Source organism: Leucobacter chinensis, from assembly GCF_019049105.1.
GTDB classification, from domain to species: Bacteria; Actinomycetota; Actinomycetes; order Actinomycetales; family Microbacteriaceae; genus Leucobacter_A; species Leucobacter_A chinensis.
The window spans coordinates 21,715-46,498 of sequence record NZ_JAHQZR010000017.1; the positions used below are offsets into that span (position 1 = coordinate 21,715).

Annotated in this window: 25 protein-coding genes; 10 read left to right on the plus strand and 15 right to left on the minus strand. The window is 61.1% G+C overall.

What is annotated here, in order from left to right; genetic code table 11:
• Window positions 1–10: 10 nt before the first annotated feature.
• The 3 genes from ftsH to tilS form a co-directional block, all read right to left on the minus strand.
• Window positions 11–2,164, minus strand: coding sequence for an ATP-dependent zinc metalloprotease FtsH (ftsH, locus tag KTJ78_RS12875; RefSeq protein ID WP_217136475.1), 2,154 nt, complete (start codon window positions 2,162–2,164; stop codon window positions 11–13).
• Between the two features lie 104 nt (window positions 2,165–2,268).
• Entirely contained in the window at window positions 2,269–2,826 is a 558-nt protein-coding gene (hpt, locus tag KTJ78_RS12880) for a hypoxanthine phosphoribosyltransferase (protein ID WP_217136477.1), read from the minus strand.
• Window positions 2,827–2,839: 13 nt separating this feature from the next.
• On the minus strand, window positions 2,840–3,880 hold the full coding sequence (tilS, locus tag KTJ78_RS12885; RefSeq protein WP_217136479.1) for a tRNA lysidine(34) synthetase TilS: 1,041 nt from the start codon (window positions 3,878–3,880) through the stop codon (window positions 2,840–2,842).
• Between the two features lie 63 nt (window positions 3,881–3,943).
• Here tilS and ppa point away from each other — a divergent pair, with 63 nt between their 5' ends.
• The gene (gene ppa, locus KTJ78_RS12890) at window positions 3,944–4,429 is read left to right on the plus strand and encodes an inorganic diphosphatase (RefSeq protein ID WP_217136481.1); all 486 of its coding nucleotides are present in this window, start codon (window positions 3,944–3,946) and stop codon (window positions 4,427–4,429) included.
• Window positions 4,430–4,558: 129 nt separating this feature from the next.
• On the opposite strand, the gene KTJ78_RS12895 is transcribed toward ppa, so the two are convergent.
• Window positions 4,559–5,977, minus strand: a complete 1,419-nt coding sequence (locus tag KTJ78_RS12895; RefSeq protein ID WP_217136483.1) for a M23 family metallopeptidase — start codon at window positions 5,975–5,977, stop codon at window positions 4,559–4,561.
• A 209-nt stretch (window positions 5,978–6,186) separates the two neighbouring features.
• On the opposite strand from KTJ78_RS12895, the gene KTJ78_RS12900 reads away from it, so the two are divergent.
• Genes KTJ78_RS12900 through KTJ78_RS12910 form a run of 3 tightly spaced genes read left to right on the plus strand, consistent with a single transcriptional unit; the run spans window position 6,187 to window position 8,439 of the window.
• Entirely contained in the window at window positions 6,187–6,909 is a 723-nt protein-coding gene (locus tag KTJ78_RS12900; RefSeq protein ID WP_369808099.1) for a glucosamine-6-phosphate deaminase, read from the plus strand.
• 15 nt (window positions 6,910–6,924) lie between these two features.
• Entirely contained in the window at window positions 6,925–7,563 is a 639-nt protein-coding gene (locus KTJ78_RS12905; protein ID WP_217136486.1) for a hypothetical protein, read from the plus strand.
• A gap of 15 nt (window positions 7,564–7,578) precedes the next feature.
• Window positions 7,579–8,439: a nitronate monooxygenase gene (locus KTJ78_RS12910; RefSeq protein WP_217136488.1), complete on the plus strand. Its 861-nt coding sequence runs from the start codon at window positions 7,579–7,581 to the stop codon at window positions 8,437–8,439.
• Window positions 8,440–8,445: 6 nt separating this feature from the next.
• Here the strand turns inward: KTJ78_RS12910 and KTJ78_RS12915 are convergent, their stop codons facing one another.
• Window positions 8,446–8,961: a flavin reductase family protein gene (locus KTJ78_RS12915; RefSeq protein WP_369808100.1), complete on the minus strand. Its 516-nt coding sequence runs from the start codon at window positions 8,959–8,961 to the stop codon at window positions 8,446–8,448.
• Between the two features lie 172 nt (window positions 8,962–9,133).
• Between KTJ78_RS12915 and KTJ78_RS12920 the strand changes: the two genes are divergently transcribed.
• Window positions 9,134–9,790, plus strand: a complete 657-nt coding sequence (locus KTJ78_RS12920; RefSeq protein WP_217136490.1) for a pentapeptide repeat-containing protein — start codon at window positions 9,134–9,136, stop codon at window positions 9,788–9,790.
• Here KTJ78_RS12920 and KTJ78_RS12925 read toward each other — a convergent pair.
• Window positions 9,787–11,214: a DEAD/DEAH box helicase gene (locus tag KTJ78_RS12925; protein WP_217136577.1), complete on the minus strand. Its 1,428-nt coding sequence runs from the start codon at window positions 11,212–11,214 to the stop codon at window positions 9,787–9,789. The two genes, KTJ78_RS12920 and KTJ78_RS12925, sit on opposite strands and share 4 nt — an antisense overlap.
• Window positions 11,215–11,497: 283 nt before the next feature.
• Here KTJ78_RS12925 and KTJ78_RS12930 point away from each other — a divergent pair, with 283 nt between their 5' ends.
• On the plus strand, window positions 11,498–12,166 hold the full coding sequence (locus KTJ78_RS12930) for a tyrosine-protein phosphatase (RefSeq protein ID WP_254259698.1): 669 nt from the start codon (window positions 11,498–11,500) through the stop codon (window positions 12,164–12,166).
• Window positions 12,167–12,170: 4 nt separating this feature from the next.
• On the opposite strand, the gene recQ is transcribed toward KTJ78_RS12930, so the two are convergent.
• Window positions 12,171–14,027, minus strand: a complete 1,857-nt coding sequence (gene recQ, locus KTJ78_RS12935; protein ID WP_369808101.1) for a DNA helicase RecQ — start codon at window positions 14,025–14,027, stop codon at window positions 12,171–12,173.
• 50 nt (window positions 14,028–14,077) lie between these two features.
• Window positions 14,078–14,542: a MarR family winged helix-turn-helix transcriptional regulator gene (locus KTJ78_RS12940; RefSeq protein ID WP_217136494.1), complete on the minus strand. Its 465-nt coding sequence runs from the start codon at window positions 14,540–14,542 to the stop codon at window positions 14,078–14,080.
• Window positions 14,543–14,630: 88 nt separating this feature from the next.
• Here KTJ78_RS12940 and KTJ78_RS12945 point away from each other — a divergent pair, with 88 nt between their 5' ends.
• A complete protein-coding gene (locus tag KTJ78_RS12945) occupies window positions 14,631–14,897 on the plus strand; it encodes a hypothetical protein (protein ID WP_217136496.1) in 267 nt (88 codons plus the stop codon).
• A gap of 9 nt (window positions 14,898–14,906) precedes the next feature.
• Here the strand turns inward: KTJ78_RS12945 and trxA are convergent, their stop codons facing one another.
• From trxA to KTJ78_RS12970, 5 genes are all read right to left on the minus strand, one after another.
• Window positions 14,907–15,290, minus strand: coding sequence for a thioredoxin (gene trxA, locus KTJ78_RS12950; RefSeq protein ID WP_217136498.1), 384 nt, complete (start codon window positions 15,288–15,290; stop codon window positions 14,907–14,909).
• Window positions 15,291–15,435: 145 nt separating this feature from the next.
• On the minus strand, window positions 15,436–15,780 hold the full coding sequence (locus KTJ78_RS12955; RefSeq protein WP_217136500.1) for a hypothetical protein: 345 nt from the start codon (window positions 15,778–15,780) through the stop codon (window positions 15,436–15,438).
• A gap of 8 nt (window positions 15,781–15,788) precedes the next feature.
• Window positions 15,789–17,525: an ABC transporter ATP-binding protein gene (locus KTJ78_RS12960; protein ID WP_217136502.1), complete on the minus strand. Its 1,737-nt coding sequence runs from the start codon at window positions 17,523–17,525 to the stop codon at window positions 15,789–15,791.
• Window positions 17,522–20,260 carry an ABC transporter ATP-binding protein/permease gene (locus KTJ78_RS12965; RefSeq protein ID WP_217136504.1) on the minus strand — a complete coding sequence of 913 codons (2,739 nt, stop codon included), beginning with the start codon at window positions 20,258–20,260 and terminating at the stop codon, window positions 17,522–17,524. Before KTJ78_RS12965 ends, KTJ78_RS12960 begins: the two co-directional genes overlap by 4 nt.
• Before the next feature lie 158 nt (window positions 20,261–20,418).
• A complete protein-coding gene (locus tag KTJ78_RS12970; protein WP_217136506.1) occupies window positions 20,419–20,976 on the minus strand; it encodes an OsmC family protein in 558 nt (185 codons plus the stop codon).
• Window positions 20,977–21,189: 213 nt separating this feature from the next.
• Between KTJ78_RS12970 and KTJ78_RS12975 the strand changes: the two genes are divergently transcribed.
• Window positions 21,190–21,501, plus strand: a complete 312-nt coding sequence (locus KTJ78_RS12975) for a thiamine-binding protein (RefSeq protein ID WP_217136508.1) — start codon at window positions 21,190–21,192, stop codon at window positions 21,499–21,501.
• A 44-nt stretch (window positions 21,502–21,545) separates the two neighbouring features.
• Window positions 21,546–22,568, plus strand: a complete 1,023-nt coding sequence (locus KTJ78_RS12980; protein WP_217136509.1) for an NYN domain-containing protein — start codon at window positions 21,546–21,548, stop codon at window positions 22,566–22,568.
• Window positions 22,569–22,583: 15 nt separating this feature from the next.
• Here KTJ78_RS12980 and KTJ78_RS12985 read toward each other — a convergent pair whose 3' ends face one another.
• Entirely contained in the window at window positions 22,584–23,294 is a 711-nt protein-coding gene (locus KTJ78_RS12985; protein WP_217136512.1) for a DUF1361 domain-containing protein, read from the minus strand.
• Between the two features lie 175 nt (window positions 23,295–23,469).
• Here KTJ78_RS12985 and KTJ78_RS12990 point away from each other — a divergent pair, with 175 nt between their 5' ends.
• Complete coding sequence (locus KTJ78_RS12990) at window positions 23,470–23,922, plus strand: DUF1801 domain-containing protein (RefSeq protein WP_217136514.1); 453 nt, start codon at window positions 23,470–23,472, stop codon at window positions 23,920–23,922.
• Here KTJ78_RS12990 and KTJ78_RS12995 read toward each other — a convergent pair whose 3' ends face one another.
• Window positions 23,923–24,756 carry an endo alpha-1,4 polygalactosaminidase gene (locus tag KTJ78_RS12995; protein ID WP_369808102.1) on the minus strand — a complete coding sequence of 278 codons (834 nt, stop codon included), beginning with the start codon at window positions 24,754–24,756 and terminating at the stop codon, window positions 23,923–23,925.
• Between the last annotated feature and the right edge of the window lie 28 nt (window positions 24,757–24,784).

Here is a 24,784-nt window from a genome sequence, read left to right on the forward strand (position 1 = left end):
GCGAGACCGCTTACCGGCCCGAGTCGGTGTCGGGGTCTTCGACCACACCGAGGTTCTTCGGCACAGCCCCACCACTGCTCGCAGCGGGTGGGTTTTCGCTCTGCGGGTGAGCCTCAGGCTGCTCACCTGCGGGAGCTTCACCCGAGGCAGTCGAAGCCTGCTGCTCGGCCACACCCTTCGGTGCCTGCGGCTTGCTCGAGGTATCGGTGTCGAGGTTTGCAATCGTCACGGCTTCACCATCGGTGCGAACCGCTTCAGGCACCTCAACGGGAGGGCGCTGCGAGACAGGCCGGTCTTCGTTCGAGAGCCACACCTCACGCTTTGGCAGCTTCTGCACGTCGGCAAAAATCTCAGCGATCTGGTTGTGATCGAGAGTCTCTTTTTCGAGTAGTTCGAGTGCGAGACGATCGAGTACGTCACGGTTGAGGTTGAGCGCTTCATATGCCTCGTTGTGCGCTTGCTCGAGGAAGGCGCGAATTTCAGAGTCAACCTGAACGGCAATGCCCTCTGAGTAGTCTCGGCTTGAGCCGAACTCGCCAAGGTATGAGGGGCTTTGAGCCTGGCCGAGTTTGACCGGTCCAAGCGTCGCCGACATACCGTAATCGGTCACCATCTGGCGAGCCGTTGAGGTCGCTTTCTCGATGTCATTGCCCGCGCCCGTGGTCGGGTCGTGGAACACGATCTCTTCAGCAACTCGACCACCAAGTGCGTATGCGATGCGGTCTTGCAGCTCGTTGCGGCTCACCGAGTACTTGTCGTCAAGCGGCATGACCATGGTGTAGCCAAGTGCCCTGCCCCTCGGCAGAATCGTGATCTTCGTGACCGGGTCGGTGTAGTTCAGCGCGGCCGCGACGAGCGCGTGACCGCCCTCGTGGTAGGCAGTGACCAGCTTCTCTTGATCATTCATCATGCGCGTGCGTCGCTGGGGCCCTGCAACAAGGCGGTCGATTGCCTCGTCGAGTGCACGGTTGTCAATGAGTTGTGCGTGGGAGCGAGCGGTCAGCAGCGCCGCCTCGTTGAGCACGTTCGCGAGATCGGCACCGGTGAAGCCTGGGGTCTTTCGGGCGACGACCTCAAGGTCAACGTTCTTCGAGAGCGGTTTGCCCTTTGCGTGCACCTCGAGAATTTGTAGGCGGCCCTTCATATCGGGCGCGTCAACGCCGACCTGGCGGTCGAAACGGCCTGGGCGCAGAAGTGCAGGGTCAAGCATGTCTGGGCGGTTCGTCGCGGCGATCATGATGATGTTGATGCCTGGTTCGAAGCCGTCCATCTCAACGAGCAGCTGGTTTAGCGTCTGCTCGCGCTCGTCGTGACCGCCGCCCATGCCCTGGCCGCGGCGCTGGCCGACCGCGTCGATTTCGTCGACAAAGATAATGGCCGGGGCATTCTGCTTCGCCTCTTTAAACAGGTCACGCACACGGCTCGCACCAACGCCGACGAACATCTCGACGAAGTCTGAGCCCGAAATTGCGTAGAAAGGCACGCCAGCCTCGCCAGCGACCGCCCTCGCGAGCAGCGTCTTACCCGTGCCGGGAGGGCCGTAGAGCAGCACACCCTTCGGAATCTTGGCGCCGACTGCTTCGTACCGGGTCGGATTTTGCAAAAAGTCTTTGATCTCGTGCAGCTCGTCGACGGCCTCGTCGGCCCCGGCAACATCAGCAAAAGTTACCTGCGGCGTCTCTTTGGCAATGAGCTTCGCCTTCGACTTGCCGAACTGCATGACCTTGTTGCCGCCCTGCATCGATGAAAGCATCCACCAGAAGAAGAGACCAATGAGCAACAGCGGGAAGAGGAACCCGAGCATCGAGAGCCACGGATTCGGCTTCGGCACTTCGTCGGTGTAGCCGTCTTTAAGTTTGGCGTCGGTAACCGCCTCAACGACGGTGTCTCCTCGCTGCGAAACGTAGTAGAAGAAGACCTCTTTGCCGTCTTTTTTGTCGGCCTTCGTGAGTTCAACGTTCACTCGCTGGTCACCATCGATCATGGTGACCTTCTTGGCTTTGCCGTCGGTGATGTAGGCAAGACCGTCCTGGGTCGAGACCTCTTTCATGCCTCCGCCGGCCAGCAGCGACCATCCGAGCAGCACAATGAGGGGCGCAAGGATGAAATAAATGAGCGGCCCTTTAAAGAGCTGCTTGCCTTTGCCCTGTGTTGTTTCGGCCAAGATGAGCGCCTTTCGTCAACGAATATGCCCGGCGGGTAATAGTTTCGAGATTACCCCGCCGGGCATGGAAATCTGCTGGAGTTCTGCCGTAGGCGAACCGAACGTTACTTTTTCTCGTACATATGCGGTGCCAATACCGCAACGTCACGCAAGTTTCGGTAGTCCTCGGCATAGTCGAGCCCGTACCCGACCACGAAATCTGGCGGAATATCGTAGCCAACATAATCAACCGTGATTTCAACCTTTGCGAGCTCGGGTTTGCGAAGCATCGTCACGATCTTGACCGAGCGTGCCCCGCGGCTCAAGAAGTTTTCTTTGAGCCATGAAAGCGTGAGCCCCGACTCAACAATGTCTTCGACAATGAGCACGTCACGATCAGTAATGTCAGCGTCGAGGTCTTTCAAGATGCGCACAACGCCGCTCGACTTCGTTCCTGCCCCGTACGACGAGACAACCATCCAGTCCATCTGAGCGTGAAAGCGCAGCTCGCGTGAGAGGTCAGCCATAACCATGATCGCGCCCTTGAGCACCCCAACGAGCAGCGGTGGCTCACCCGGGTAGTCGGCTTCAATCTCACGGGCCAGCTCTTCGAGCCGTGCCTTAAGCTGGGCCTCGGTATACAGAATTGTCGCGAGTTCGCCCGACAGTTGCTCTGAATCCATGCGTTCCTTCTTCCTAGAGGATCGTTCCCGGGTGGTCTTCTGCCCCGGGCGCCGCGCTCATCACGATGTATGCGCCCTCGCGCTTCACGCGAATGCCGGGCAGGTGCAACGCACCCTGGCCTTTATAGTCGGTCACGAGCTTAGCAACCTCAAGTGTGTGCTGTCGGGTGAGCTGCACACCAAACTCGGCTTTGGCAACGTAGCGAATGATGCGGTTGCGCAGCGCTGCGGGGTTCGCAAAGAGCGCGCCAGAGTGCACCGCAATGCCCGCTTCAGCTGGCTCAACAATCTCTTCGATGATCTCACTGATCATCTCGTCGAACGCCTCACTGTCTTCGCGCGCAAGTTCGGCGGTGCGAGCGAGCGCATCGACGATGCCGGGCCCAAGCTCTGCCTCAAGCACGGGAATCACGCGGTGGCGCACCCGTGACCTGGTGTACGCCGGATCTTCGTTGTGCGGATCTTGCCAGGGGTCAATGCCCGCGTCTTCACACGCCTGAGCGGTGGTCTGGCTTGAGACGCCGAGGATCGGGCGAACAAACAGCCCGCGCTTTGGGGGAATGCCGGCGAGCGAACGCGAGCCTGATCCGCGTGCAAGGGCAAGGAGTACCTGCTCTGCCTGGTCATCTCTCGTGTGCCCGAGAAAAATGCGCACCGCTCCCGTTTCACGGGCTGCGTTGCGAAACGCCGTGTACCTCGCAGAGCGGGCGGCTGATTCAGGCCCATCACTGTGGTCAGTTACCTCTACGCGGGTCACGATGACCGGGTCAAGGCCAAGGTTTCGTGCGAGCGTCGCGGTCTTCTCTGCGACCTCAGCCGACTCAGCCTGGAGCCCGTGGTCGACGATCACGGCGCCAACGCGCAGGCCAGCTTTTTCACCCTCGAAGACCGAGGCAGCGGCCAAAGCAAACGAGTCTGGGCCGCCCGAAAGGGCCACCAAGACGAGTGATTGAGCGGGCAAGGCGGCCTCGTCGAGGGCCTCTCGAACCGCGAGACGGGTCTCGGCAACCGCCGGTGTCAGCCTGGGAAGTCGATCATTTGGAGCAGTACTCATGCATCTAAGGTACCGCTATCGGCTACTCTTATGGTGTTTGTTCACGATTCGAGAGGAGCCAGCATGGCTGAATTCGATGCGGTAGTAGAGATTCCTAAGGGAAGCCGCAACAAGTACGAGATCGACCACGAGACCGGGCGCGTATACCTTGACCGCGTTCTGTACACCGGCTTCGTATACCCGGCAGACTACGGCTTCTTCGAGAACAGCCTGGGCGAAGACGGCGATCCGCTCGACGTTCTCGTGCTGCTCGACTACCCCGTCTTTCCCGGTGTTGGCATCAAGGTACGCCCCGTAGGCGTGCTGCGCATGAGCGACGAAGCTGGGGGCGACGACAAGGTCATCGCCGTGCAGCACAAAGATCCTCGCTGGACCCACATTCAAGATGTGAACGACATTCCCGAGTACACCCGCAAAGAAATCGAGCACTTCTTCGAGCGTTACAAAGACCTCGAGCCCGGCAAGTGGGTCAAGGTCGATGCTTGGGGCACTGCGGCTGACGCAGAGCAGCTTATTCTTGAGGCGATCGAGCGCGCCAAGACGGCGTAACAGGCTTTACCGCGGGCAACCAGCGCTCATGCGCACGGTTTGCCCGAGACATACGCACAGCGCCCCGGTTCTTCGTGAACCGGGGCGCTGTGCGTATGTCTCGGGTGTTAGCCGTCTCAAGCGGCGCCTCTAGAACCAGATTCCACGATCGCTCATAAAGTAGCGCGGGTTGGTGTAGATCCCATTGACCATGGTCTCGTAGTGCAGGTGGTTACCGGTTGAGTTACCGGTCGTGCCAACATAGCCAATGATCTGGCCTGCGCCTACGTTCTCGCCCACCCAGACCGCAGGCGACTGCACCATGTGGCAATAACTCGTTGTCACGTTTCCGTGTGAGATGCGCACCGCGTTACCGCAGCCGTACCACCAGCCCGAGAGCACCACGGTTCCGCTCGCGGCGGCATAAATCGGCGTCCATGCCGGAGTTGCCAGGTCGATACCGGTGTGGCCGTAGTAGCCCATCCACTCGGTCGAGACTCGGTAGCCAGCTCCGCCAAGAGGGTGCACCCAGCCACTGCTGCCGGTGTTACCACCGCCAGTGTTGCCGCCACCGGTGTTGCCGCCGCCAGTATTGCCGCCACCCCCGGTGTTTCCACCGCCAGTGTTGCCGCCACCGGTGTTCCCGCCACCGCCACCGCCGCCACCATTTTGAGCGGCCTGCTCCGCAGCCTTACGCGCGGCTTCTTGCTCGGCAAGACGTCGTGCTTCAGCTGCTTTTCGTGCCGCTTCTTCAGCGGCACGACGACGTTCCTCTTCAACGCGCAGACGTTCCTGGTAACCATCAACTGTTTTTGTCTCGGTATCTTTGAGAGCAGCAAGCTGTGCTTTCAGCACTTTCTCCTGCTCCTCCTGTTTCGAGAGGTTCTGGCGCTCGACTTCGACCGCTTGAGCAGCCTGCATCGCCTCTTTCTCGGCAACGTCGTGCAAACGCTCACGCTCTTTTTGCGCGTCTTCAGCCTGTTCGCCAAGCTGCTTTGCGTTGTTCATGGCATGCTCGGCTTCTTGCGAAATCGAGGTGTTTCGTTCGGTTGCTTTCGACATCATCGCGAGTCGATCAAGCAAAGCATCGGCAGTATCGCCGTCGGTTTCGAGAAAGAGCTCAACGTTGCGGTCAATGCCGCCAGAGCGATACATCTGCGAGACGAGTGCCGCAGCTTGCTCGGCTGCTTCCTCTGCTTTCTTCTGGCTTTCAGATGCTTGCTTCTCAAGCTCCTCAGCCTGAGCGTGCGCACGCTCATACTCTTGCTGGGCTTCGACCGCTATCTGAGAAGCATCTGCTGAACGCATCCGCGCTTCTTCAACCCGGTTCTCAACCTCTTTGATGAGACTTTCGATCTCGCCAATCTTTTTCTTGCCCGCCGAAGTGTCGTCTTTTGCCTTCTGCACGTCAGCCCAAGTGGGCAGGTCGAGATCATCGTTCGCAGCGTATGCAGGTGTTTCTATGTGAGGAATAGCAATGGTGGTTGCCATCACCGAGAAGATCGCTATCGCCCCGAGGCGGCGTTTCCAGGCGCCTCGACGAGAGGTCTTCAGCGTAGTGTTTGACATAGTCTCCCCGAACTTGAGTCACAAGAATTCACGGCCACACTATCACCCTGCCCTGAAACGCAAGGAAACACTTACCGCACAGAAGGTGCGCCTTTTCGAGTGGCGCCCGGTGTTGCACGAGTCACTTCCCAGCCAAATCCATCTAGGCTATGGAGTGCAAGATCGTGCAGGAACGAACCGTCTGCACTCCCTTATCAGAAAGGTTCACCGTGACCATTCAGGTGTTTCAGTCGCTAGCCGAGCTCGGCAAATCTGCGGGTGCGCAGATCGTGGCCGTCATCGAGGGCAAGCCTGACCCTGTCATCGGTCTCGCGACAGGCTCATCACCGATTCCGGTCTATCAAGGGTGGGCAGCCGTTGCCAAAGAACGCGGCATCGCGATGGATCACGTCGTCTGTTTCGCTCTCGACGAGTACAGCGGCCTCGAGACTGAGCATCCCGAGAGCTACCATAGCGTCATCGCACGCGATGCCACCGAGGTTATTGGGCTCAACCCGAGCCTCGTGCGAGTGCCCTGTGGCCTGGGCGATGTTGCTGCCAATGCACTCGAATATGACGAGGCTATTCAAGCTGCCAGTGGCATTGACCTGCAGATTCTTGGCATTGGGCGCAATGGGCACTTAGGCTTCAACGAACCAGGCTCTCCCTTCGACTCGCGCACGCGCGAAATCGACCTCATGCCTGAAACAATTGCCGACAACGCTCGCTTCTTCGACAGCATCACTCAGGTGCCCACGAAGGCCATTACACAGGGTCTCGGCACCATTCTCGAGGCCCGTGAACTCATCGTTGTCGCGACCGGCGAGGCGAAGGCTCCCGCTGTTGCCGCAGCTTTGAAAGGGCCTGAATCGGTTGATCTGCCCGGCAGCGTTCTGCGCCGCCACTCAAACGTGACCTGGTACCTTGACGAGGCAGCCGCCTCACTCCTGTAGCAGAAAGGCACGACCGTGCGACACCCGAAGCAGGTTCAACGCAGAGCGCTTGAAATCGTAACCTTTGTGCTCGCGACGGCCCTCATCGTTGTGGTGCTGTGGCTCGATATTCGCACAACGTTTTGGCAAGAACTCGTTATTGTGGGTGGCATCGTCGCGGGGTTTGTGACGTTCTTGTTCACGGTGCTCGTGATCGATAAGGTGCTCGCACGCTCAAATGCGAGGCGTTGGGCCCCTGTAACCCGGCTCGCTCTCACCGAACTGCTGCACGGCATCGCTGATGAGAGCGAGAGCGAGATCAGCCGTGGCCACATCGTTGCATTCCACTTGCGCGTCGATGCTGGGGCGCAAGATCTCGCCTCCGAGTTGCACGCGCTGCGCGTTGACGTGCTCCATGAGCGCCGCAAGCTCTCTGCGGCGCTCGGCACGTGGACGACGTTCCTGGCTTCCAGCGATGATCACCAAGATTTGCTGCTACACAGCGCCGATGCGGCGGCTCACCTCGATGAAATTCGTGATCTGTCGCTCGAGGTTGAACGAGACCCCTCTGACACATCGATCGCCCAGCTCGCTGCCCTGCTCGAGCGCCGCAACAGAGGCCTTGACGCCCTCGTTGCCGAACTCGGCGATCGTCTCGGAGCCCTCCAAACATAACGAAGGAGTCGCCCAATGTTCAGTCAATTGCATGCATCCTGGTGGCAGAGACTCGGAGCAGACGTTCCCATCATCAATGCCCCAATGGGAGGGGTTGCAGGTGGAAGGCTCGCTGCGGCAGTGTCGAGAGCTGGTGCGCTTGGCACGCTCGGGATGGGCAGCTCTGGCTCGTTCGAGGCGCTCACCCGTGAGCTCGCTCTCTACCGTGGTGCAGGAGGCGACGGCCGTTTTGGCATTGGCCTCGTTGACTGGGGCATCGCTAAAGACCCATCCATGCTCGACCGTGCCCTCGACGCACGACCTACGCTGCTCTCGGTGAGCTTCGGTGATTTTTCAGCTGGCGCCGAGGCTCCCGAGTGGATCGCACGCGCCAATCACCTTGGCATCGCTACAGTAACGCAGGTCGCCACTGCAGCAGAGGCCGAACAGGCGGTCCTGAGTGGCATTGACGCGGTCGTGGCGCGCGGCCTCGAAGCTGGCGGTCACGGAGCCCCTGAGCATGACCGTGACTCGCTCCTCACTTCCGTGCTCGACAGGGTTGCGGGCCGAGTACCGGTACTCGCGGCTGGAGCGATCTCAACCCGAGACGACCTAGCCGCCGCGATGAGCCAGGGCGCGGCAGGAGGCTGGATAGGCACCGCATTCACCGCATGTCCCGAGTCGCTCACGAACGACACGAACCGCGCTACGCTGCTCGCAGCTGGCGAGGGTGACACTCACATCACGCGGGAGTTCGACATCGCGCTGGGGTTGCCATGGCCCGAACGCTTTCCAGAGCGGGTCATTCGCGAGAGCCCGGTCAACGCTGGCATGGGCATTGGCGCGCTCACCGAAGTGCGTACCGCTGCCCAGGTCGTCGACTCGTTTCGCCTGTAACGGCCCTTACTCGACAGACAATGCCTCGAGGCCTTCGCCAGAGAAGAACGTGCGGTCTCGGTAGATGAGCGGTGTCGCAGGCTCGCCCTGATACGTGTCGAGCACGTTTGCCAGAATGAGCACCGATGGGCCCACGGGAAGGGTCTCTCGAATCGTGCACCGAAGCGCCATCGAGGCGCTCGGCAGGTACGGCTCGCCGGTCGGCAGTGTCTGCCACCCCTGCTCTTCGGTGAACCGTGGTGAACCCGTGCGCGCAAAGTTCATCGCGAGCTGGGCTTGCTCGTCAGTCAAGAAGTGCACCACGAAGGTGCCAGCAGAGAGAATGCCTCCCGCACTTCCCGTCGAGCGCGTCACTGAGAACGAGAGCACGGGCGGATCAGCGCTGACCGAAGCAATACTCGAGAGCGTCAGCCCGACCAAACCTTCAGCGGTGTTGCCCGCTACGAGCGCGACGCCCGCTGGGTGCAATCGGAACGCGTCTTTAAACCGCTGAATATCGTCTGGTGTTGCCGGATAGCTCACGTTGACCCACTCTCCCCTTGAACGGCTGGGCGCCCAGCGCCACTCATGTACCCGTACAACTGTACCCTCGGGGGCTCACTGCCCGCTGGCAGTGTTGACGGCAAGAACGAGTAGCAGCAAACGGTGTGCTGTGCGCTAGAAAAGTGTCAGAGGCACCCCGTACGATGCTCCCATGACCAAAGCCCCCATCGCCCCTCGGCTCACGCCACTCAACCTGCACACCCTCGCCTCAGGTACCGAGAGCGAGTTGCACGACCGCGGGAGCTACGAGGCGCTCAGTTTCGACGGGTGCGACCTTGAAGCGTTCAACCTCGCCGGCTCATCGTTTGAGCTCTGCGAATTTCTCCGCTGTAACGCACACAACACCGATGTTCGGTATGCGCGATTTATCGAGACCCGCTTCGAGCTCCTCAGCGCCCCTGTGCTCAGCGCGCGCTCGACGACCTGGCGCAACTGTGAGGTACATAGCTCCCGCCTAGGCGTCGTCGAGATGTTTGACGCCGAGATCTCAGAGCTTGCCATTGAGGGGTCAAAGCTTGGTTTGCTCAATCTTCATTCATCAAGCATCAGCGATCTCTCGATTCGCGATTGCCATATTGAAGAGCTCGTGCTCGACAACGCCACACTCACAAGGGTCTCGTTCTCAGGCGTCACGGCCGACAAGCTTTCCCTTCGCGGGGCAACCTCACGTGACGTTGACCTGCGGGGGCTCGATTTTGCTGGCATTGAAGGCATCGAGTCACTGAAAGGGGTGACGGTTTCGTCGTTGCAAGCGACCGAGATGGCGCACCTGTTTGCGCGCCACCTCGGTATCAGCGTTCTGGGCTAGCGGCCCGAACCGCGGCGCTGGTTACCCTGGCGCTGCGAGCCCTGGGGTCGGCTACCATTCCGGCCGCCGGCAGGTCCGCTGCCGCCCTGTCCCTGACCGCCACGCCCGCCGCGGCCGCGGCCTTGGCCGCCACCGTTACCACCCTGGCCACCACCGTTGCCACCAGCCGCGCCCTGGCCACCACGGCGCTGGCGCTTGCGCTGAGCATTCGCACCCTGTGACTTGCCCTGGCCCGCACCGTTCTGGCCCATCGCTTTCTGCCTTCGTGCTTCAACCTCGCGAGGATCGACCCGCTCGGCGACCTCTCCGATAAGCTCGATGACCTCGGGGTCCTGAGGCGTAACCTTGCGGGGTGTCGCCTGAATCTTTGCAGCTCGCATGAGCTGCGCCATCTCTTTGCGCTGCTCAGGAAGACAGATCGTTACGACGTCGCCCTCTGAACCTGCACGAGCCGTGCGGCCCGAGCGGTGCAGGTACGCCTTGTGCTCGACCGGCGGGTCAATGTGCACGACAAGCTCAACGCCGTCGACGTGAATGCCGCGAGCAGCGACGTCGGTCGCCACGAGTACCTTCGCTTCGCCGGTTGCAAATTCCTTCAGGTTTCGCTCGCGTGCGTTCTGCGAGAGATTGCCCTGCAGCTCGACCGCTGGGATACCTGCCTTCGTAAGTTTCTGCGCAAGGCGCTTTGCCTGGTGCTTCATGCGGGTGAAGAGAATGCGTTTGCCAGTTCCCGAGGCAAGCGCCTCGATGAGATCCTCTTTCTCATCTTTACCAGCAACGTCGAACACGTGGTGGGTCATCTGAGCGACCGGCGACTCGGCGGGGTCGACCGAGTGCATGACCGGGTCAGTGAGGAAACGCTTCACGAGCTTGTCGACACCATTATCGAGCGTTGCCGAGAACAGAAGCCTCTGACCATTTCGCGGGGTCTTCTGCAGAATGCGCGTGACCACGGGTAAGAACCCCATGTCGGCCATATGATCGGCCTCATCGAGCACGGTGATTTCAACGCCGTCGAGGGTCAGAACTCCCTGCTTCATAAGATCATCAAGTCGACCCGGCGCAGCAACGACAATATCGACACCCTGCGCGAGAGCGTCCTCTTGCCTGCGTTGTGAAACGCCGCCAAAAATCGTGGTGACCCGTACCCGAGCAGGCTTTGCGAGCAGTGAGATCGTATCGGCAATCTGAGTGACGAGTTCGCGCGTAGGAGCCAGCACGAGGCCTCTCGGGCGGTTCGGCTGACGAAGCTCAGCGGCGTTAACGGCGAGACGCGCCACAAGGGGAATACCGAACGCGATCGTCTTACCCGAGCCCGTACGCCCACGGCCAAGAACGTCACGCCCCGCAAGCGTGTCTGGCAGCGTGTCGCGCTGAATCGGGAACGCCTCGGTTTTGCCGTCGGCTGCGAGCGCCGCGGCCATAGATTCGGGCACGCCAAGATCAATAAAAGTAGGGTTCGTCACACGGACCTTTCACGGGGTATGCATCGTGAGGGTAATCTTCGTGACCCCTCTGCCCTGAAAGTCTAGCGCGCCGCCCCAGTCTTCCGCTCTGTTCGTGCTGTACCAAGCCCGAACAGCGCCTGAATACGGAGACCCTTTGTTCATGCGGGGTTCGCACATTCGACAGCGATACTTCACTGAGTTACCACTGACGCGAAACGTTCATGACTCACCCTGAGAAGAGACGAGAAAGGTGCACACCATGAATACGATCTATGCAGAGGGTACCTATAACGTGCGCGGTATCGGCTCACCCGAACATCCCTGGCTGGTACGTTCGGCTTCGCTCGACGGCCTCACGCCGCGAGGCGAGATGACGTTGAAGGCCCACGGTGTTAGCCTGGCCATCGATCTTCGTGAACCGAGTGAACGAGGCCCTAAAACGCACACCATCCCGGTACGAGAAATCGGCCTGTATCAGGGTGAACTTCCTGGCGAAGGAACGCTCGAGGGGGTTTACCGAGACCTCATTGTCAACCGTGGGACTCGTATCACCGAAGCTGTTGTCAGCGTGCTCGAACACCCCGGTGTCGCCGTCGTGCAGTGCACCGCGGGTAAGGATCGTACTGGGCTTGTCGTGGCGATACTCCGCGCACTCCTGGGTGATGCGAGGGACGAGATCATCGCCGACTACGTTCTTTCAAGTGCCGAGGTACGCACCGAACGTGCCGCCGCGGTCGCGCGCATGATCACCACACTCGACCTCGAAGGAAAAAGCAGAGCTGAGACTGAGCAGTTGCATCTTGAAAGCCCCGCCTGGGCTATTGAAGATGCTCTCGATCTCGTCGACGAGTTCGGCGGCCCTGCAGCGTACCTGTTGCGCCACGGTGCGAGGGTCGATCAGCTTCCTCTTGTCTCGGGTGCCGCCTAACCCATTATTCCTGGGCGAGCACCTCAAGCACTTGGGCACCGTAGCGCTCGAGCTTGACCTCGCCAATGCCCGAGATCGCGAGCAGCTGTTCGTCGTTCTCGGGCTGGTGTAACGCGAGCGCCGATAGTGTCGCGTCGTTAAACACCACATAACCGGGTACCTGCTGCTCCTTCGCAACGGCCGCTCGCCACTCACGCAACCGTTCGAAGATCGCGATTTGATCTTCATCGAGGTCTTTTGCAGCGGCCGAACGTTTTGCAGGCCCCGAACTTCGCGAGACGCTTTTATCTGCCCGTGAGATGACTTCTTCTCGCATCATGACCGCTTGCTCACCGCGCAGCACGGGCTTGGCGGTCTCGCTCGGCCAAAGAACGCCCCACTCGCCCTGGGCTTCGAGCAGCCCCACAGCAACAAGATGCCGCACGACGCCCCGCCACTGGGCCTGCGACCACTCTGCTCCAATGTTCCAGGTCGAAAGCTCATCGAGGCGCATCTCGGTCACCCTCGGAGAACTCACCCCGCGCAAAACATCGATGTGCTGGCCAGCGGCATACTGTCTGCCGCGCTCCTGCTGGGTACGAATCACGGTTGAGAGCAGCATTTGCGCTGGAATCGTCGCATCCCAGAGCTTTGGCGGATCGAGGCAAACGTCACAGTTGCCGCACGCATCAGGAACGTTCTGCTCTCCGAAATACTGCAGGAGGTACTGACGTCGGCAGGTCACACTCTCGCAGAGCGCAAGCATGTGATCAAGATGCTGGCCCTGGTTGCGTTTCGTCTGTGCGTCGCCATCGCCCGACTCGATGAACTGTCTCTGCTGCACCACGTCGGCGAGCCCGTAAGCCATCCACGCTTCAGACGGCAGACCGTCTCGCCCCGCACGCCCGGTCTCCTGGTAGTAACCCTCGACCGACTTGGGTAGATCGATGTGCGCGACGAAGCGCACGTCAGGTTTATCGATGCCCATGCCGAAGGCGATCGTCGCCACGACGACAACACCATCTTCGCTCAAGAATCGTTGCTGTGCGCTCATGCGCTGCTCTGCTGGAAGCCCCGCATGGTATGCCACCGCATCGATGCCGGCATCGCGAAGCGCTGCGGTTGTCTGTTCAACACGTTTGCGGCTGAGCGCATACACGATGCCAGCCTCGCCCGAGTGCTCACGCTGAATGAACGAAATGAGTTGCGCCCGAGCATTCACCTTTGGAACAATGCGGTACCGAATGTTCTCGCGGTCAAAGCTTGAGACAAAGTGCTCGGCGCCCTCGAGGTGAAGGCGTTCGGTAATCTCGGCGTGGGTCGCGGGCGTCGCGGTCGCCGTGAGAGCAATGCGCGGAACGTCTGGCCAGCGCTCTGCGAGCTCCCCCAGACGAAGGTAGTCGGGGCGAAAGTCATGGCCCCACTGCGACACACAGTGAGCCTCGTCGATCGCAAACAGGGCGATACGACCCCGTGAAAGAAAGTCAACCGTGTTCCCGCTGCCAAGACGCTCGGGAGCGAGGTAGAGCACCTCGAGTTGCCCCGTGAGATAGGCCTCTTCAACCGCCTCCCGTTCTTCCAGCGGCATGGCCGAGTTCAGTGCGGCTGCACGCACGCCTACCTGCCGCAGGGCGATGACCTGGTCATGCATGAGCGCGACGAGCGGAGAGAGCACGATACCGGTGCCCTCCCTCACGAGTGAGGGAATTTGATAGCACAGCGATTTACCGCCGCCCGTTGGCATGAGCACAACGGCGTCACCGCCAGCGATGACGTGACCGACGATCGACTCCTGCGATCCGCGAAAATCTGGGTACCCAAAGATCGTCTCGAGCGCGCCGCGTGCGGCTGCGTGCTCGGTTGCGGTGGGCGTGAGCGTCACGATGGTTCCTCCTGCTGAAACGGCTGCCGTGCCAGCTTAGCGAGGGTTGCTTAGCGCGCGCCGCCCTCGTCACCGGCAAGCGAACGGTGGCTCGCCTCAGTGAGCTCGATCATTGAGGCGTGCAGTTGCTGCAGTTTCTCAGGGCTCATGCCAAGCCGCTCGGCCATCGCAATCGGCACGCTTTGCGCCTGTGAACGGAGATCGCGGCCCTGCTTCGTCAGGGTGATCTCAAGCTTGCGTTCATCGGCGGCGCTTCGTTGACGGGTGACGAGCCCCTGCGCTTCGAGCCGTTTAATGATTGGTGAAAGCGTCGAGGGGTCTTGCTTGAGTTCAACCCCCAGGTCAGACAGCGCCTGCGGCTCGTTGCCCCAGAGCGCGAGCATCACGAGATACTGCGGGTGCGTAATACCGAGCGGATCGAGCACCGGCTTGTAGGCCGCAACGATGCTGCGCGAGGCGACCGTGAGCGCAAAGCAGACCTGTCGTTCTAAAGACAGTGGATCGCTGGTGCTCATTGCTCAATTATCTCGCGTCTTAAAAAATAATGTACCATTACATAACGCATGAATAGTTTGTGCATCAATCATTAACGCAAGGATCATCATGTCGCCTCAGCCAGACAACACCAAAACCTCCGAGAGCCGCACCGCATCAGCATCATTCGCAACCCCCGAACAGCCGCGAGCAAGCATCGCCTCAGTGCTGCTCTTTATCATGTCGAGCGTGCTGGTCTTTGGCGGCTTCTGGGTCATGAGCCTTGCATTTTCGCACCCCGACACCGCCGTCTGGCTCTTCAGCGGCGGCATCGTGCTCGACGCAGTCGGGCTCTGGATGGCCTTCGGGCTGGCGCCGCGTTTCGCAAAACGCTAGCGCATCACGTCACTCAGCCTTCTCGGCAGCCTTCTGCTCAGCCTCGGCGATCTGCCTGCGCACGTCATCCATATCGAGCTTCTTCGCACCCTCAATGAGCTCATCGAGCTGCGCAGCAGGAAGCGCGCCGGCCTGTGAGTACAGCAGGATGCCGTCGCGAAAGAGCATGAGCGTCGGAATCGACGTGATATTCAACCCCGCAGAAAGCTCCTGCTCCGCTTCGGTATCAACCTTGGCAAAGACGATGTCTGGGTTCGCTTCAGAGGCCTTCTCGAAGGTCGGCCCGAAAGCGCGGCAAGGGCCACACCAGGCCGCCCAGAAATCAACGAGCACCATGCCCTCGGCCTGAACAACCTCAGCAAAATCGTGTTGGCCAATGTTTCGCGTCGCCATGATCGCACTTCCCTTTCGCTCCCCCGTGAAGGCAGACTCCTCCATTCGGGATACCCCTGGGGGTATCTGGGGTCAAGGGTACTACAGCGCCAGGACCGACTGCAAGCAACCGAAAGCTTCAGCCTGGGAGCCACCGGTCGATACCCTAGTTCGTGACCTCGCAGTGCTTACCGTCGACCACAAGGCCGAGCGTTAATGACTCAGCCGAGAGTTCACCGCCCACCGAGCAGACACCTGCCGCATCAATCGTGATCCACCCGAAGGGAATGTCTTCAAAGCTCATCGAAACACCCTCGGTGAGCGTTTCGGCGTGTAACTTCTTGTCATCGGGCCCAACAACCGTAACGATCACCTCGTCAAACCCGAGGTCTTTCGAGAGTGCACGCAGCTGCACCGAGACCGTTCCCGTCGTGGGTTCTGGGGCGCAGCCCGTCAGCAGCGAAATCGAGGCGGTTGCCGCGAGGGCGAGCGCCACAGTGTTCTTCTTCATACCGCTTATTATTCCACGGCACCAACCCGCCAATCAGACGCACTCATCTGCCTGCGCCAGAATTCTGCAAACCTTCCGTCGGCTTCGATGAGCGCCTCAATGCTGCCATCTTCGACAATGCGACCGCCCTCGAGAAAGAGCACGCGATCAGCCGCGCGAATGCTCGCGAGGCGGTGTGCGACGATCACTCTGGTGCGCGGGGTTTCGTCGCCCGTGAGCGCCTCGGCGACCGCGGCCTCGTTCTCGGTGTCGAGCGCGCTCGTGGCCTCGTCGATGAGCAGGATGGAAGCGGGCTTCGCCAGGGCACGGGCGATTGATACGCGTTGGCGTTCGCCGCCGGAAAGCCGCGATCCGCCTTCGCCAACGGCAAGCGCAACGCCATCAGGGTGAGCGTTCGTAACCTCGGTGAGCCTTGCGAGCGAGAGCGCGCGGCCGAGTTCTTCATCACTCGCAGCTGGATTGCCCACGGCGACGTTGGCGGCAAGCGTTCCGTCGAAGAGGTAGGGCTCCTGAAACACCATGCTCACGAGCCGCTCGCGTGCGTCAGCTGTGAGCGCGTCAAGCGGGGTCTCGTTCACCTTGATCGTTCCAGCGGTGGGTTCGTACAGGCCTGCAAGCAGCCCGAGAACGGTACTCTTGCCCGAGCCTGAAGGCCCCACGATCGCGGTGGTTGAGCCCGGCTCAAGACGAACACTGAACTTGTCGAGCACAGGGGTTGCGGCATCGTACGCAAAGCTCACGTCGTGAAAAACGACCTCGACGGCACCGGCGGCGGGCTCCTCGCTCTCGCCGTGCTGCACGGCCGGTGCTTCAAGTACCGCGCGAATGTCCCTGAGCATTCCGCTGGCCCCCTCGAGCGCTCCGCTGAGCTCAGCGAGCGCGGTAAACGGCTCGAGATAGCGCACGATCACGACGATCAGGGCGATCGCCTCAGGCACCTGCAGGTTGCCCGAAACGGTTTGCCACACCACGGTCGCGGCGAGCGCGATGAGGGCGATCTGGCTTGCGATGCTGAAAAGAATCTCGCCGGGAATCTGCATGAGAATGAGCTTGGTCATTGAGCGGTGCTGCGCTTCAAGCGCTTCGCCCGCATGACTCTGCCCCGGCGCAACCCGCCTCGAAGCTCTAAGCGCCTGCTGCGTGCGCGCAAACTCGACGAGACGCTCGGTAAAGGCACTGTTCGCAGCCGCGGCCTCGCGGTCGGCCGCACGGGTGAGCCGGCCGGCCAGCCAGAAGGTGCCGAGCAAGACGGGAACAAGCGCAAGGGCCACGAAGCCGGTTACCATCGAAATGGGCAGCAGGGCAATGCCAATAACGATTGGCAGCAGCACCGAAGTGACCAGAGGGGTGATGAGATAGGTGACAAGTCCGACCATGTCGGGACCCGTTGCCGCGATCGCCTGACGCGACCTCGCAGTGTTCTCGTGATTCAGCCACCCAAGCTTCACCCGAGTGAGCCGGTCAGCGAGCTGCTGCTGGCCCGTTTCGAGCAGGGTGAAGCCGATTGCAAAGCCAAGCTTCGCGACGGTCCAGTCAATGACCCACCCAAGGAGGGTGACCGCTGCAAGCAGCCCTACCCACGGCCAAGCCTTTGCCGGTTCGGCCGAGAAAAGCGCTGCGACGAGCGGAACGAGAAGCACCGCGCCCAACGCGCGCGCGATGACGCTCACTACGGTAAGCGCCGTGTGCGCCCGAACGGTGCGACGCAAGCCTGCGGGAACGAGCGAGAGAAAAGTGCGAATCATCGTGCAGCCTCCGGGTTTGCAGCGGGCTCGGTCGTTGGTGAGCTTTGCCCAGCCCGCCAGAGAGCCTCGTAGACTCCCCCGCGCGACAAGAGCGTCTCGTGATTACCCATCTCGGCAATCTGCCCCTTCGAGAGCACGGCAATCTGATCGGCCTCGGTGATCGTGTGTAACCGGTGCGCGATCACGAGCACGGTACGCCCGCGGGTGAGCCGGCTGAGGGCCTGCTGCACAAGGTATTCAGACTCTGGGTCGGCAAAAGCGGTCGCCTCGTCAAGCACAACGACCGGAGTGTCAGCGAGCAGCGCCCTCGCAATCGTGAGCCGTTGCTTCTCGCCTCCAGAGAGCGTGGCACTCGCTCCAACAAGCGTGTCGTAACCGTTCGGCATTCGTTCGATTCTGTCGTGGATCTGTGCTGCCGTTGCCACACGAATAATCTCTTCGCGCGAAGCATCCGGCCGAGCAAGCGCAATATTCTCGGCGACCGTGCCCTGCACAAGCTGGCTGTCTTGGAACACAAAACTCACGAGGCGGTAGAGCTCGTCTGGCTGCATCGATCTGAGATCGCGGCCTTCGATCGTGATGCTGCCCGCACTCACGTCGTAAAACCTTGCGAGCAGCGACGCAAGTGTCGATTTGCCGGAGCCAGACGGGCCAACGAGCGCCGTGATCGTTCCGGGCTCGAGCGTCAGCGAAATATCGTGCAGTACCGGCACCCCGGCGCGGTATTCAAACATCACCCGGTCAAAGCACACGCGCCCGGTATTGGCCTGGCGGCCTTGCTCTGAGCTCCGCGCCGCAGGGAGCTTCACCCCTGGAGCCGTCTCAAGCTCTGGCTCGTCGAGCGCGACCTGCAGCCGCCGGGCAGCGAGCAGCCCCGAGCGAAGACCCGACAACCCGAAACCGATGCCGATGAGGCGACCACCGAAGGTCGTGCCAAGGAGCAGGAACGGGAGCAGGTTCACGGGCTGCATCGATCCGCCGGTCACGAGGGCCGTACCCATGAGCACGATGATGAGCACAAAGGTGCCGGGCCTCGTCGCGAGATCCATGATCGTCTTCTGGGCGATGAACGGGCGTTGCCAGTCGTTCAAGAAGGCAATGTACTCGCTCAGGCGTGCTTTGAAGGTTGATGCGGCCGATCCGCCAAAGATTCGAATCACGGGCTGTCCCTCGAGATAACCGCCCGCTTCGCTGTTCATGCGCTCGACCCACTTCGACGCCTGGCTCGTCTTTTCACCCGACTGCATGATCATGATGTACACCGAAACGATGTAGACGAGCACCGGGACAAAGAGCACGAGGGCTACCCGCCAGTCGACCACAAAGAGGTAGCCGAGTACCGCGATGGGAGCCACGACAGCAGCAACGGCGTCGGGTACCGCGTGCGTGACGAGGTAGTGCAGGGCGAGGGTGTCATCTTGCACGAGTTGCTTCACCTGACCCGCGGTACGGTGCTCGAACCAGCCGAGCGGCAGCCGCCCAAGTTTGCCGAGCAACCGGGCACGCAGGTCTCGCTCAAAGCGCGCATCGACGGCGTGTAGCCACAGGAGCAGCGCCGAGGCCAGCAGGGCACCCGCAGCCATGAGTGCGGCCGCCCAGATGCCGAGCGTCCAGAGCCGCTGCGCCTCTGCACCAGAGATGAGTAGTCTCGCGAGTTCAACGAGCAAGAAGTACGGGGCGAGCTGCAGCACCGTGACGATGCCCTGCACGACCCCGGCCACGATGAAGATCGGCTTGAGCGGTGCGAGCAGGGTGCCGGCCGCATTCGCTCGCCAGGTGCCGCGCTTTGCGGGAGTTGCAGGTTCTGGGGCCGCCTCGGTCGGCGCGGCCACGGCGGCCTCGGCTGCGACACCCCCGCTCAAGGCAACGTCGGCCACGGCGGCCTCGTCTGCGCCTGCCTCACTCAAGGCGGTAGTCGTGGTCATCTCAGCCGCAGCCGCCTGCTCGACCTGCTCGACCTGCGGCATAAGATCGGCAACGCTCACCGCTTCGCGCTTCTTACCCATCGCGCGACCCTCAATCCAGTACGCGATCTGATAGCTCTCGCTCTTCGGGAAGCCAAAGTCGTCACGAAGCCGCGTGCGCAGTCGCTTGAGCGATCCTGATTCGTGGGCCGCCCACGACGACCAGTTCGACCAGTCACGCGCCTCGATTGCCTCGGCCATTGATTCAGGCGAGTCCCGGTGTACCCAGTGCACGGTGAGCCTCGGGTGCGAATGCAGCGGAATAAGGCGATCGTCAGGGTGGTGCTCTTCGAGGTATAACTCGACCGGAACCTCAGCGGGAATCGTGGCGAGAATCTGACTGATTCCAGGCATCGAGGCCGAGTCACCCACGAGCAGGTACCCCTCGGGCAACTGCTCAGGGAGTTCAAACTTCGTCGACCCGAGCGGGGTGACGGTGAGGGTCATGCCGGGCTCGGCAGTGAGCGCCCAGAGCGAGGCAGGGCCAGCCGGATCGTGCAAGACAAAGTCTGCGGTGAAGGTGCCTGCCTCGGGGTCGGCGGTGCTGATCGTATACCCACGTTGGTACTCGATATCACCATCATCGGGGTCGGGAAACCAAAAGCGCAGCCACGAGGTGGGTGCGATCTCAATCTCGTCAAGAAGCGTGGGTGTCGTGAAGTGCACCCGCAAGAACCGCGGCGCGAGAAGCTCGGTCGCAGTCACGGTCACCTCGTAGTCGCGCGCTCCCAGACCGCGCAACACGGCCCCCTGTATTCCTCGCTTTGCCATGCTTCTTCCTCGCGCCGCAGTAACCGTCGATGCCCGGGTCCAAGAGACTCCAGGCTTTACTTAGGTCAGCCTAAGTTAGATCGGCTTTTCGCGCAAGAAAAAAGCGGTCACTCGCTCCACCGAGTGACCGCCCTGACCCGGGCCGAAGCCCGAGCACGTTACGCCGTCACGAGGTGAGCTCGCACTGGCGTCGGGTTTGCGAAGAGATCTTGCACTGGGCAGTGCGCTTCGACGGCGGCTTGCAGCTCGGCGTAACGCTCAGCGCTTTCTGGTCCTGTGACCTTGACCGTGACATCAATGCCCTGAAAACCGGGGCGCACGGCATCGTCGACCCCGAAGAACCCTCTCGTGTCGAGGTTGCCCTCGGCAGTCACCTCAAGGTGCTCAACCGAGATGCCGAGATTCTCAGCCCACAAGCGGTAGGTGACGACCTGGCACGCGATGAGCGCCGTGAGCGCGTACTCAACCGGGTTCGCGGCCAGATCATCACCACCGAGTGTTGGCGGTTCGTCGACGGTCAATGAATGCTGCCTCGCACGCAACGAAGTCGCGACCGCACCAGCGCTCTCGCCTGAGACGCTCACCGCGAGACCGGCGTTGCCGGGCTTTTCGGCGAGCCCCTTCGACCAACTCAGCACGCCGCCGAGGCGCTCCGATCGCTCTTCGCTCGTGACCGGCAGAATGGTCGTTTCAGTGGTGAGGGTGCTCGTGGTCATTGGTCTTCCTTACTGCTCATCGTTGCTGTGGTGTTCAGTGTGCAGAAGAACAGCCCTCTTCATCAAGCCTCCGCGTAACACACGGTTATAGAGCGTCACACTCCGTCACACAACGGGACTTCATCACGTGCTTCGAGCCCTGCTACAGTACCTGCGAGGGGCCGCCATCGCAGCCCTAGCAAGCCAGCCAACGATGCAGAGTGCGAGGAAGACATGATTGCCGCCTTTTCAGTAGCCCCTTCAGGAACCGGACGCAGTGATGGCTCGGTACACGATGCCGTGGCAGCCGCGGTCAAGGTGGTTCGCGATTCAGGGCTCCCGAACAAAACCTCGTCGATGTTCACCGAGATCGAGGGTGAGTGGGACGAGGTCTTCGATGTCATCAAGCGCGCCACAGAGGCCGTTGCCCCGTTTGGCTCACGAATCTCACTCGTCATCAAGGCCGACATTCGCCCGGGGTACGAGGGCGAGCTCGAGGGCAAACTCGTGCGCCTCGAAAGCGCCGTGCACGACCTCGAGAGCTAGGCACTCGGTCTCACCCTCACAGCATCACCTGTCACACTAGACCTATGGCTGATACTGAGCAGGGACGCGTTGCGGTTTATCTCGATTTCGATAACATCATCATCTCTTGGTACGACCGAGTGCACGGGCGCAATGCCTTCAGCCGAGACCGGCAGAGCATTGCGCAAAACCCGAACGACCCCGAGATCGCTGAGCGTCTGAGCGCGGCAAGAGTCGATGTTGGTGCCCTCATCGACTACGCTTCATCGTTTGGCACGCTCGTGCTCACGAGGGCCTACGCCGACTGGTCGTCACCCATGAATGCCGAGTACCGCAATCAGCTGGTCGCTCGCGCCGTCGATCTCGTGCAGCTCTTTCCAGCCGCCGCATACGCAAAGAATGGGGCCGACATTCGTCTCGCGGTCGACGCGGTTGAAGACATGTTTCGGCTCGATGACCTCAGCCACATGGTCATTGTCGCCGGCGACTCAGACTATGTACCGCTCGCGCAGCGCTGCAAGCGCCTCGGCCGTTACGTCGTGGGCATCGGAGTCGCTGGCTCGACCGCGAAGTCGCTCGCTGCGGCCGTTGACGAGTTTGCGACCTACGAGTCGTTACCCGGCATCGAGCTTCCCCAGCCAGTAAGCCACACCGGGCGCAACAAGGGGGCCAAGGGTGGGGCCGAGGCACGCGCCAGGTCAGAGGCCGCGACCGAAACCGCAGCGGATCCCAGCGCTGGCACGCAGAAGAAGCGATCGCAGAACGCGAGCGAGCCTGCGGCCCAGAAAGACCCCTCGCCTCGGCACGAGGGCGACACCGACTTCCACGACGAAGACGATGATGAGCAGCGCGATACCGCCGTCACGGGGCTGCTCATACGGGCACTCTGGCTCGGCCTCGAGAAGGAAGACTCGGGTTGGCTGCACAGCTCGGCAGTGAAGCAACAGATGCGCCGCATGGACCCATCATTTAATGAGAAGGCGCTCGGCTTTCGCTCGTTCTCAGACTTCCTCAAGTCAAGATCTCAGGTCGTCGAGCTTGAAGAGAGCGGCCACGAACGGCTCGTTCGCTTCAAAGAACAGGCTTAGTGCAGGCCTGCGCGGTCACGGAAGCACCGCGCTGCGCACCTCTTCGAGCATCGCAAGCCCAAGCACGGCAGTTCCCGCTACCGCGACGTACATCACACCGAGAAAGACCGCGTAAGTGAGCGTGAACGCGGCACCCGCCCTGAGGTTTGCGGGCTCTCGAAAGTGACCCCACACCTTTGCGGCGAGGCGTTTCGGGCTGCGAATGTCCCAGCTATTGAGCCGCAGATACCTCCCGAGGTACATGCCGAAGCCGAGTAGCAGGAGCACGAGCCCAACAAAGCCAAGCGCGTCTGGCTTCAGGAGCGATGAAGCCGCGTCTCCATGAAGCCTCGCCGCGTACATGAGGTGCGCAAGAAAGACATTCATAATCGTATTCAGCACGCCCGACATCGCGAGCGAAATAACCAGGATGATGTCGTACCAGAGCGGTACCGGATCGTTCTCTCGTCGGTGCGAGAAGTTCAGCTCGGTGATGAGGTAGCTCGCGTTCGGCAAGAGAAGCAACCATGCGATGCCGAACAACACTGTGCTGAGCACCCCGAGGGACGTGCTCACACCCAGCAGGAGCAGCGAGACGAGGCCGCCAATACCCATGACGAGAATCGGGGTAATCGAGAGCCACACGTTCCACAGCATGGGTCGATAGAGCTTTGTGTGAAAGCCGACCGCCCGAAAAACAACAAGCAGCACCGCATACACGTTGAGCGCGGCCGCCCCAATCAGCATGCCACCGATCATTCGCGCTTCCTCTCCACTCGCTCACCGATACCGGCGAGTACCGGGGTCGCACGCCCCGCGACGCTAACCGGCCTCGCCAAGTTTAATCGCACCCGTGATGTGCTGGTAGCTCGATATACTCAAATCCAAATGCCCTACCCCGAGGTTCAGGAAGGCACGAGTCATGGCACAAAAGGCACCGGCTATGAGCCCGTCAGATGCCCCAGTCGAACCAGTTCTTGACCGGGCGACCGGTAAACGCCGGGCCGAGGTCGATGAAATCGTCACGCTCATGCGCAACCTTACTGGCCATGACCCCATCGTTTGGGCCGGCCGCATCATAGGCTTTGGCGAGATGACGTACCAGACCGAGGGCGGCCGTAGCGGCATCGCACCGTTGCTCGCTTTCGCTCCCGGCCCCTCGAACCACACGTTTTACCTCACTGCCGGCTTCGCTGACCGGTGGCCCGAGCTGCTCGACCGACTTGGCAAGCACCGCGCAAGCAAGGCTTGCCTGTATCTCACAAGCCTCGCCGCGATCGACCGTTCAGCGCTGACCAAGCTCCTGAGCAACACCCTCGCCGAGGCACGCGCGGCAGACGTCGCAACCAAGAACCTCAGCCCTGCGAATGGCTAATCAACACACGTGATAGGCGTACTCAGCGCTCCCCGCTGGCACGAGATCTCTGTCACGCACGATCGTCATGTCGGGGCGGTCAGGGTCGGCACAGGTCGCCTCGAGCGACCCCTTAAGGTCGTCAAAGTATTCAATGTCAATCACGCGTTTGCCGTACACCTCGGTGTAGGCGTCGCACTCAGCGAAACGAACACACTCCTCAGCAACAGCGAAGTCAAAGCCCGCCTGATCGCGGCCGTTCTCACCGAGTTGCGGGGTGTTCTTTTGCCCAGCCTGAAGCCCAAGTTCGTGTGAAGCGTTGACGAGCAAGGTTGCGAGCGCCAGGTTACCCGCTTCGGTCACCAGGCCGTCGAAGCGAGAGAACGTGTCGAGGTTATCGAATTCAACCGCATCGAACCCCTTTTCTGCGCACTCGGTTAATACCGGTTCGAGCTGAGCCACGATCGCCTCACGCTTCACCTCGGTCGAGGTGTCAAGAATCATCTCGTCTGGCCATGCCGGATCAAAGACCGGATTCCCGGTATCGTCGCGCAGAACAACGCTCGATGAAAGCTCAAGCCAGGCTTCGCCCTCGGCAGGCTGGGTTTGAAAGCCATTGACATAACAAATGTTGTACCGCCCAGGCGCCGGATCGTCAGCACTATCGCGTTCCACAATCGTCACTGTCTCTGGCGGGTCGTACGCGCCGCCGAGCTGGTAATCGGCAACCCCTCGTTCAGGAAAGCCGCTGGCCGCTGCTATGGGCCGTGCATCGGCATGGGTGCACGACGTCAGCGCTAGCAGCAACACAGCTGCTGCGAGCGCTGAGCGTGTGAGTGTTGCGGGGCGTTTCACCGTGTCATTATTGCACGCGAACATTGCC

Excerpts from the sequence above, each read along its gene's own strand:
- hpt (WP_217136477.1), bottom strand. The coding sequence starts at position 2,826 with ATGGATTCAGAGCAACTGTCGGGCGAACTCGCGACAATTCTGTATACC.
- tilS (WP_217136479.1), bottom strand. The coding sequence starts at position 3,880 with ATGAGTACTGCTCCAAATGATCGACTTCCCAGGCTGACACCGGCGGTT.
- ppa (WP_217136481.1), top strand. The coding sequence starts at position 3,944 with ATGGCTGAATTCGATGCGGTAGTAGAGATTCCTAAGGGAAGCCGCAAC.
- KTJ78_RS12895 (WP_217136483.1), bottom strand. The coding sequence starts at position 5,977 with ATGTCAAACACTACGCTGAAGACCTCTCGTCGAGGCGCCTGGAAACGC.
- KTJ78_RS12910 (WP_217136488.1), top strand. The coding sequence starts at position 7,579 with ATGTTCAGTCAATTGCATGCATCCTGGTGGCAGAGACTCGGAGCAGAC.
- KTJ78_RS12920 (WP_217136490.1), top strand. The coding sequence starts at position 9,134 with ATGACCAAAGCCCCCATCGCCCCTCGGCTCACGCCACTCAACCTGCAC.
- KTJ78_RS12925 (WP_217136577.1), bottom strand. The coding sequence starts at position 11,214 with ATGGCCGCGGCGCTCGCAGCCGACGGCAAAACCGAGGCGTTCCCGATT.
- KTJ78_RS12930 (WP_254259698.1), top strand. The coding sequence starts at position 11,498 with ATGAATACGATCTATGCAGAGGGTACCTATAACGTGCGCGGTATCGGC.
- KTJ78_RS12940 (WP_217136494.1), bottom strand. The coding sequence starts at position 14,542 with ATGAGCACCAGCGATCCACTGTCTTTAGAACGACAGGTCTGCTTTGCG.
- KTJ78_RS12945 (WP_217136496.1), top strand. The coding sequence starts at position 14,631 with ATGTCGCCTCAGCCAGACAACACCAAAACCTCCGAGAGCCGCACCGCA.
- trxA (WP_217136498.1), bottom strand. The coding sequence starts at position 15,290 with ATGGCGACGCGAAACATTGGCCAACACGATTTTGCTGAGGTTGTTCAG.
- KTJ78_RS12955 (WP_217136500.1), bottom strand. The coding sequence starts at position 15,780 with ATGAAGAAGAACACTGTGGCGCTCGCCCTCGCGGCAACCGCCTCGATT.
- KTJ78_RS12960 (WP_217136502.1), bottom strand. The coding sequence starts at position 17,525 with ATGATTCGCACTTTTCTCTCGCTCGTTCCCGCAGGCTTGCGTCGCACC.
- KTJ78_RS12965 (WP_217136504.1), bottom strand. The coding sequence starts at position 20,260 with ATGGCAAAGCGAGGAATACAGGGGGCCGTGTTGCGCGGTCTGGGAGCG.
- KTJ78_RS12970 (WP_217136506.1), bottom strand. The coding sequence starts at position 20,976 with ATGACCACGAGCACCCTCACCACTGAAACGACCATTCTGCCGGTCACG.
- KTJ78_RS12975 (WP_217136508.1), top strand. The coding sequence starts at position 21,190 with ATGATTGCCGCCTTTTCAGTAGCCCCTTCAGGAACCGGACGCAGTGAT.
- KTJ78_RS12980 (WP_217136509.1), top strand. The coding sequence starts at position 21,546 with ATGGCTGATACTGAGCAGGGACGCGTTGCGGTTTATCTCGATTTCGAT.
- KTJ78_RS12985 (WP_217136512.1), bottom strand. The coding sequence starts at position 23,294 with ATGCTGATTGGGGCGGCCGCGCTCAACGTGTATGCGGTGCTGCTTGTT.
- KTJ78_RS12990 (WP_217136514.1), top strand. The coding sequence starts at position 23,470 with ATGGCACAAAAGGCACCGGCTATGAGCCCGTCAGATGCCCCAGTCGAA.